Below are 6,932 nucleotides of genomic sequence, written 5' to 3' on the forward strand. Positions count from 1 at the left end.
CATTCGCGAAACACATCGGAACGTTTGTTGAAACGTCGTCGTCGGATACTGAAAAAGTACCCGATGCGGCACATCGAGCAGTGAGTCCTCGGGGTACACCCTGAAAATCGAGAGTGTGAGGACAATCTATGGATACGGGAAGCATTTCATGGGGGATCGTGGCCACCGCCCTGGTCCTGTTTATGACTCCAGGCGTTGCGTTTTTCTATGGCGGATTGGTGAAAGCCAAGAGCGTCGTCAGCATGATGATGATGAGCTTCGGTGCACTGGGTTTGATCAGCGTGCTCTGGATTCTCTACGGATTCAATATGAGCGCCGTGGACGGACCGCTGCAGTTCGCCGGTAACCCGTTCTCTGACTTCGGCCTGGGCGCCCTGGCTACAGGTGAGACCGCTAACGTCGATCTGCTGGGCGCCACCTACGGGGCCACGTTCGCGATCATCACGGTCGCCCTCATCTCGGGTGCCGTCGCAGACCGGGCCAAGTTCGGTTCCTGGATGATCTTTGCCGGTGTCTGGGCGACACTCGTGTACTTCCCGGTCGCCGCGTGGGTCTGGGGCGGTGGCTGGATCATGGAACTCGGCAACACCCTCGGACTGCCGAGCGTCATCGACTATGCCGGTGGAACCGCCGTTCACATCAACGCCGGTGCCGCAGCGCTGGCCCTCGCCCTGGTCCTCGGCAAGCGTGTCGGATTCCAGAAGGGCATCACCAAGCCCCACAACGTTCCCCTCGTTCTCATCGGTGCCGCCGTTCTCTGGTTCGGCTGGTTCGGCTTCAACGCCGGAGCCGAATGGCTCAATGGCCTCGCCAACGTGGGCATCATCGTCGTCAACACCCTCGGAGCCACCGCGGCGGCCATCCTCGGCTGGATGATCGTGGAGAAGATCAAGGATGGCAAGGCGACCTCGGTCGGCGCCGCATCGGGTGCCGTCGCGGGGCTTGTTGCCATCACCCCGGCCTGCGCCAACCTTGAGCCCGGCTGGGCACTTCTGCTCGGCCTCATCGCCGGTGCCGTTTGCGCGATGGCGATTGAGATGAAGTTCAAGTTCGGCTTCGACGACTCCCTCGACGTGGTGGGCATTCACCTCGTCGGCGGTGTGCTCGGTACCCTCTACCTCGGCTTCTTCGCGATCGACACCGGCCTCTTCACTGGCGGCGGCAACCTCGGTCAGCTTGCTGTTCAGGCGATCGCCGCCTTCACCGTGCTGATCTACTCCTTCATCGTGGCGTACCTGCTGGGCCTTGCGATCGAAAAGACGATCGGCTTCCGCATCAAGAACGAAGACGAGCTGGCCGGCATCGACACCATCGTTCACGGCGAAGAGGGATACGCCCTCGACCGCGTCTAGCGCGTAGATCAGTCCCGATGGGGCCTGAGGGATCATCCGGGTTGTCACCGGAGGGTTCCTCGGGCCCTTTCTCGATTAAGCGGGAAAGCCCGGTCAACCGCGGATGCAGGTTCCTGACGAAACGGCTGCGCTCAGCCCCGCTGCCTGTGCCGCCACGGGCTCAAATTCCTCGAGGGCCAGGGCGTAGCCCACATTGTCTGTGTCCGCGGACTTGGCGAAGACGACGCCGGTTACGGCACCGGACTCGCTGAGCAAAGGCCCACCGGACTCACCCTGCTGCACGTCGGAGGCGAGTGTATACACCTGACGCGGCGACGGATCCTGACCGTAGATGTCCGCCACGCTGAGGGTGCCGAGAGAGAGCACGCGGGCCGGGTCTGACACGAACGGTCCGCCGAAGGGATATCCGTCGGCCACAGCCCCGCTGCCGGCTGGCAGGTCGTCGCCCAGCGTCAGCGCGGGCGCATCGAGACCGTCGACGGCAATCACAGCGAGGTCATTGACGGAGTCGAAGTACACGACTGTTCCGGGGAGGGCGCCGCCGGCGGGTGATTCGATCACGGGTTGGGTCACGCCCGCGACCACATGAGCGTTCGTGATGACCCGATTCGGCGCGACAACAAAGCCGGTGCCGGACTGACTCTGACCGCAGGCGTACGCGGTTCCGGTGATTCGCATCACAGACTGGGCAGCAAGGGTCAACGCTGGGCTGCTCGTGTCGGCATCCGCCGTCGCGGGCGCGGGCCCCGAGAACGCATCGACGATGCGGGGGAGCCCCTCCTGAACGGCTGCGGAACGCAGTTGGGCGAGCAGGCTCTTGACCGGATCGGGCGTGAGGTCGTCGATGCCGCTGATGACGTTGGACGACGCGATCGCCGGTGACAGATAAGGCACGCCAAGGGCTCCGACGCTGAAGGCAACCATTGACGCGATCAGCGCGGAGGCGACGGCGCTGAATGCCGCACCCAGCAGACGATCAATGATCCCGAGCTTGGAGCGCTGCGCGGCACGACCGAGTGTGCCGCCCACGGACGACCCGAGGCCGAATCCGACGGCGACGAGAACCACGGCCGCCCCCAGGGCAGCCGGCGTGCGCCATTCCGGAGCGGCAACCCATGTGCCGACAAGTGGAACGACAAAGAACGCCGCGATACCGCCGGCGACCGCACCGATGATTCCGCTCAGGCTCCGAACGAGTCCGCTGCGATACCCGTTGATGAGGGAACCCAGAAGCAGCACGATCAGGAACAAATCGAGAACGGTCGAACCGGTCATGCGAGCCCCTCATGCTGATCGATACCGCGTGAGCGGTTCTGTGCCGCGTGAGCGGATTGTTTGCCTGATCATGTTTACACAGTCCGCCTGCGCGAACGCTGGACGAACGTCGGAGCGCGCGGCCGCCCGCAGCAGTGTGGCGAGTAGTGTTGCTCGCAGGTACACCGTGCGGATCGAGCTGGGAGTTCCACAGAATGAATGTTGCGGTTGAGCCGATAACGATCATTGCGCCGCCTCTGGCCGGTCGTGCCACAGCCAGCCAGCGGTGGTCGGAGATCATCTTCCTTCACTGGCGGGTTGATGCCGCCGTCGTGGCGCCCCTGCTGCCGAAAGGCCTCGTTCCCGACATCTTCGACGGCACGACCTGGGTCGGACTCATCCCGTTCGTCCTGGATCGTGCGACCCTGCTCGGCAGCCCACCCGTGCCCTATTTCGGCACGTTCGTGGAGGTGAATGTGCGCCTGTATGCCGTCGATCAGTTCGGGCGGCGGGGCGTCGTCTTCATTTCTCTCGAGGCATCACGGTTAGCCGCGGTGCTGGCTGCGCGTGCGCTCTTCTCGATTCCCTACATGTGGTCGGCCACTCGCTTGCAGATTACCGCCGGTGAGTATCGATATTCCTCTCGTCGGCATCTGGCCGGCCGGGCGCGTTCCGAGATTGTGGTGCGACCGGGAAAGCAGGTTGCCGCGGGGGAGCCGCTGGCCGAGTTTCTGACGGCCAGATGGGCTCTCTTCACGCGAGTGCGCGGGCGCACGGTCCGCCTGCGCAATCACCACGAGATGTGGGAGCTCTACCGGGCCGAACTCGTGCACCTCGACGACACTCTGCTGGCCGTGGCCGGGTTTCCGGGGCTGGCGGCACGACCGCCGGACTCGGTGCTGTACTCGCCCGGGGTCACGACATGGTTCGGCACATCAGACTGACGGATGATTCGCCGCTTACCCGATCTTGGTCAGAGCGGTGAACGACATCGTGGCGCCCTGGCCGTTCTGGCAGGTCTGGTAGAGCAGATCGTGACCGCGGGGCAGGTCTCCTACGCTGTTTCGCGAACTGTTGAGCATCGCGACGATGCCGTCCACGCGGTAAATGCCCGAATGCACGCCGGTGAGGGCGATCACCGTTCCCGCGTCGTCAGGAAAATTCTTGCCGCCGCACGACCAGTGTTCGGCGATGGCCGGAATACCCCCATAGTGTGACGTGATATCGACAGATCCCAGACACTGATCCAGCTCGGGGATCCAGCCCACGGCTTGCACGTGGTTCGTGTACAGCGCGCTCTGCCAGGCCGCCATCGCATCGCGCACGGCCTGCTCCGGAGTGGCGAGCGATTCGGCGATGCCGAGTGCGTCCGGAGGCACCGTAGCGGAAAGGGCCGCCAGGGTCACGGCGGCCCGCGACAGGCCGCTCCCCGGCTCAAAGACCGACGTGTCGGACTCCGGTGCGGATGCCGCGGTCCGCTCCGCGCGGGCCAGGGCGCTGATGTCCGCCTTCAGGCGATCCTCGGCTGCGGTGAGCGCCGCGGCGAGGACCGTCCGGGGCTCCTCGTTGGCCACCCGGCCGACGCTGCTCTCAAGGGTCTGGCTGGCGGAGGCGATGGCTTTTGTGCTCGTTGCCAGGCCAGCGGAGGCGTCGTTCTGCGCCGTTCGGTATGAGCTGAGGGCGACATCGTAACTGTGCTGGGCCGCCACGACAGACGCGTTGTGCCGAATGGCGGCGAGGCTGCCGAAGGCCGCCAGCACGACGGCGCCTACCGCAATGGTCAGGGTGACAGTGCGCTTGCGCGACATGTCACCCCTCCCTCTCGTTCGGGCGAATGAAAGCCCCGTCGGGTCCTATCGTATGACCCCGGCAAAGTGGGGTCAACGCTTAGACAGCGATGGCGGATTCAATGGGGGTCTCGCCGTCGTTGAACTCGATGAAGCGTCCTACCGTGGCGGGATTCTCCAGAACGGCGGCGACGACAAGCGCCACGTTCTCACGCGAGGTTTCCCCGGCGGGCACGTCTGCGCCGACCTCGATCTTTCCCGTTGCAGAGTCCAGGTTCAAACTGCTGGGGCCGAGTATGGTCCACGCAAGGTCCTTGGCACGCAAGTAGTCGTCTGCCGCTGCCTTCGCCTCGTAGTAGGCGAACATGGGATCCTCGGACGAGGCGCCATGGTCGGCGCGGGACCCCTTGTACGAGACCATGACATAGCGTTTCACGCCGGACTGGTGGGCGGCGTCCATGGACCTGATGGCTGCATCACGGTCGACGGCGTAGGTGCGTTCCGCGCCGCCGCCGCCTGCGCCTGCAGACCACACCAAGGCATCGAAACCTGTGAGCTTGTCGGCGAGTTCCTCCGCCGCGAGGGTTTCCACGTCCGCGAGTAAGGGGGTAGCGCCGCTGGCGGTGACGTCGGCGGCGTGATCCGGATTGCGGATGAAGCTCGTGACGGTGTGTCCCGTGCCCGTGAGAATCTTGGCCAGGTGGAGGGCTACTTTTCCGTGCCCGCCGATGATAGCGATCTGTGTCATGTGCGTCTCCTTCGGTTGCTTTCTCTCTGACCACTGTATGGGGGGTACCTGAATGCCCGTTTCAGGTTCGTGATTGACGGGGCGCGGTCACCGAACGCTGGCCCCCAAGCGCCCGAAGACCTATCCACGACTCTCGGGGGGAGCTAGAATTCCGGAGGATATTTCCTGCTGTTTTTTCTGGGGGCACCTTGAGTCGGGGTATCCGCGGCCACGCGTCTGACAGACCATGGGGCATGGGCCTCAGAACAGAACAGCAGAACATCCTCAACGTGGTCGAACGTCTGGAAGCTCGGTTTCCGCTGGTTTCCTCGACGCGAGTCGAACAGGTCGTGGCATCCGAATACGCGAAGCTGTCCGACAGTCGCGTTCGTACGTACGTGTCGATACTGGTCGAGCATTCGGCGAAGGACCGCCTCTCCGGCCACACAACGGAGCACATGCAGGCCTAAGCACCGACGACCGGATCAGCGCGCGACGTCAACCCATTCGTGGCCCTGGGCCTTCAGCTCTGTGCTTCCTGCCGTGACGTGGGCGACGATCGCGGTGAGCCGGGCGGCGTCATCGTCGGCCAGGTGCAGCACGGCGTCGAGACCATAGTCCGTACCCAGAATGAGCACTCCGCGCTGGCGCAATTCGGCCTCGATTCGACCGGCATCCGCGTGCGCCAATGCCAGCGTGAACAATTCACGGCGTTCGCGCTCCACGACCAACCCAAGCGAATGTGCCTTGTCGATCGTGGTCACAACGGCCTCGGAGTACGCGCGCACGAGACCGCCGGCGCCGAGAAGAGTGCCACCGAAATACCGGGTGACAACGGCGACGCAGTCGACGAAACCGCGCCCGGCCAGCGCTTCGAGCATCGGCCGACCGGCAGTCCCTGACGGTTCACCATCATCATTCGAGCGACGCACCTGATCGGGAGTGCCGTTCGGGCCCAGCACGAATGCGGAGCAATGGTGACGAGCGTTCCAGTGCTCCTTGCGTGCCTCATCGATCGCAGCGCGCGCGGCATCCTCGGTTTCGGTTCTGACGAGGCGGCAGAGAAATCTGGATCGTTTCACGTCAATCTCGGTATCGACGCGGCTTCCGACGCCGCCGCGCAAGGTGAGATCGGGCATAGCAACAGTCTCCCGCATCCGCCGGCGGCCGGCGACATCACGGGGGATCCCCGCGACAGAAGCCGGAATGGGGGTACAAAAAAACCCCCGCTCAGCGGGGGTCTTTGTGGTGGGCGATGCGGGACTTGAACCCACGACCTCTTCCGTGTGAAGGAAGCGCGCTACCAGCTGCGCCAATCGCCCAGAAGCCATATGATCATCTCAAAACTCAAGACGATCAACTGCGACGTTTGATACTAACCCAGACCGGGCGTCGCGCGCACATCGACGCGTCTGTCGACGCGTGCTGTGCTGCGCGCAACACGCCGGTGACGTCTCAGTTTGAATTCTGTCGCAACGAGCCGCTATAGTCATCGAGTAGGCAAAAACGCTTACAGCAGTGCGGATGTGGCGCAGTGGTAGCGCATCACCTTGCCAAGGTGAGGGTCGCGAGTTCGAATCTCGTCATCCGCTCGAGTGACATGGAATCGGCCGAAAGGCCGGTTCCACTTCATTTGGAGTGAACCCAACACGGTGGATTGGCCGAGAGGCGAGGCAGCGGCCTGCAAAGCCGTATACACGGGTTCGAATCCCGTATCCACCTCCATTCTTGTAAGCAGTTTGCACCTGCATGTTTTATCAAGACATGGGCGATTGGCGCAGCGGTAGCGCGCTTCCCTGACACGGAAGAGGT

Annotated in this window: 7 protein-coding genes and 3 tRNA genes; 5 read left to right on the plus strand and 5 right to left on the minus strand. The window is 63.7% G+C overall.

Annotation, left to right across the window (positions count from 1 at the left end):
* Positions 1-128 precede the first annotated feature (128 nt).
* Positions 129-1,352: an ammonium transporter gene (locus tag JF66_RS13745; RefSeq protein WP_035879047.1), complete on the plus strand. Its 1,224-nt coding sequence runs from the start codon at positions 129-131 to the stop codon at positions 1,350-1,352.
* Between the two features lie 93 nt (positions 1,353-1,445).
* On the opposite strand, the gene JF66_RS13750 is transcribed toward JF66_RS13745, so the two are convergent.
* Positions 1,446-2,627, minus strand: coding sequence for a MarP family serine protease (locus JF66_RS13750; protein ID WP_035879048.1), 1,182 nt, complete (start codon positions 2,625-2,627; stop codon positions 1,446-1,448).
* A 194-nt stretch (positions 2,628-2,821) separates the two neighbouring features.
* On the opposite strand from JF66_RS13750, the gene JF66_RS13755 reads away from it, so the two are divergent.
* Entirely contained in the window at positions 2,822-3,550 is a 729-nt protein-coding gene (locus JF66_RS13755) for a YqjF family protein (protein ID WP_035879049.1), read from the plus strand.
* A gap of 15 nt (positions 3,551-3,565) precedes the next feature.
* Here JF66_RS13755 and JF66_RS13760 read toward each other — a convergent pair whose 3' ends face one another.
* Both JF66_RS13760 and JF66_RS13765 read right to left on the minus strand, forming a co-directional pair.
* Positions 3,566-4,414, minus strand: coding sequence for a hypothetical protein (locus JF66_RS13760; protein ID WP_035879050.1), 849 nt, complete (start codon positions 4,412-4,414; stop codon positions 3,566-3,568).
* 79 nt (positions 4,415-4,493) lie between these two features.
* Positions 4,494-5,141 carry an SDR family oxidoreductase gene (locus JF66_RS13765; RefSeq protein ID WP_035879051.1) on the minus strand — a complete coding sequence of 216 codons (648 nt, stop codon included), beginning with the start codon at positions 5,139-5,141 and terminating at the stop codon, positions 4,494-4,496.
* 233 nt (positions 5,142-5,374) lie between these two features.
* Between JF66_RS13765 and JF66_RS13770 the strand changes: the two genes are divergently transcribed.
* Positions 5,375-5,590, plus strand: coding sequence for a three-helix bundle dimerization domain-containing protein (locus JF66_RS13770; protein ID WP_035879052.1), 216 nt, complete (start codon positions 5,375-5,377; stop codon positions 5,588-5,590).
* Positions 5,591-5,605: 15 nt separating this feature from the next.
* On the opposite strand, the gene JF66_RS13775 is transcribed toward JF66_RS13770, so the two are convergent.
* Both JF66_RS13775 and JF66_RS13780 read right to left on the minus strand, forming a co-directional pair.
* Positions 5,606-6,259: a YigZ family protein gene (locus JF66_RS13775; RefSeq protein ID WP_197059418.1), complete on the minus strand. Its 654-nt coding sequence runs from the start codon at positions 6,257-6,259 to the stop codon at positions 5,606-5,608.
* A gap of 107 nt (positions 6,260-6,366) precedes the next feature.
* Positions 6,367-6,442 (minus strand) — tRNA-Val (locus JF66_RS13780).
* Between the two features lie 198 nt (positions 6,443-6,640).
* Between JF66_RS13780 and JF66_RS13785 the strand changes: the two genes are divergently transcribed.
* Positions 6,641-6,712 (plus strand) — tRNA-Gly (locus JF66_RS13785).
* A 59-nt stretch (positions 6,713-6,771) separates the two neighbouring features.
* A tRNA-Cys gene (locus tag JF66_RS13790) sits at positions 6,772-6,845 on the plus strand.
* Positions 6,846-6,932: the final 87 nt, after the last annotated feature.

The organism is Cryobacterium sp. MLB-32 (assembly GCF_000738085.1).
In the GTDB taxonomy this organism is placed as follows: domain Bacteria; phylum Actinomycetota; class Actinomycetes; order Actinomycetales; family Microbacteriaceae; genus Cryobacterium.

What these genes read in the sequence shown, in the direction of transcription:
- JF66_RS13745 (WP_035879047.1), top strand. Translation starts at nt 129, where the DNA reads ATGGATACGGGAAGCATTTCATGGGGGATCGTGGCCACCGCCCTGGTC.
- JF66_RS13750 (WP_035879048.1), bottom strand. Translation starts at nt 2,627, where the DNA reads ATGACCGGTTCGACCGTTCTCGATTTGTTCCTGATCGTGCTGCTTCTG.
- JF66_RS13755 (WP_035879049.1), top strand. Translation starts at nt 2,822, where the DNA reads ATGAATGTTGCGGTTGAGCCGATAACGATCATTGCGCCGCCTCTGGCC.
- JF66_RS13760 (WP_035879050.1), bottom strand. Translation starts at nt 4,414, where the DNA reads ATGTCGCGCAAGCGCACTGTCACCCTGACCATTGCGGTAGGCGCCGTC.
- JF66_RS13765 (WP_035879051.1), bottom strand. Translation starts at nt 5,141, where the DNA reads ATGACACAGATCGCTATCATCGGCGGGCACGGAAAAGTAGCCCTCCAC.
- JF66_RS13770 (WP_035879052.1), top strand. Translation starts at nt 5,375, where the DNA reads ATGGGCCTCAGAACAGAACAGCAGAACATCCTCAACGTGGTCGAACGT.
- JF66_RS13775 (WP_197059418.1), bottom strand. Translation starts at nt 6,259, where the DNA reads ATGCCCGATCTCACCTTGCGCGGCGGCGTCGGAAGCCGCGTCGATACC.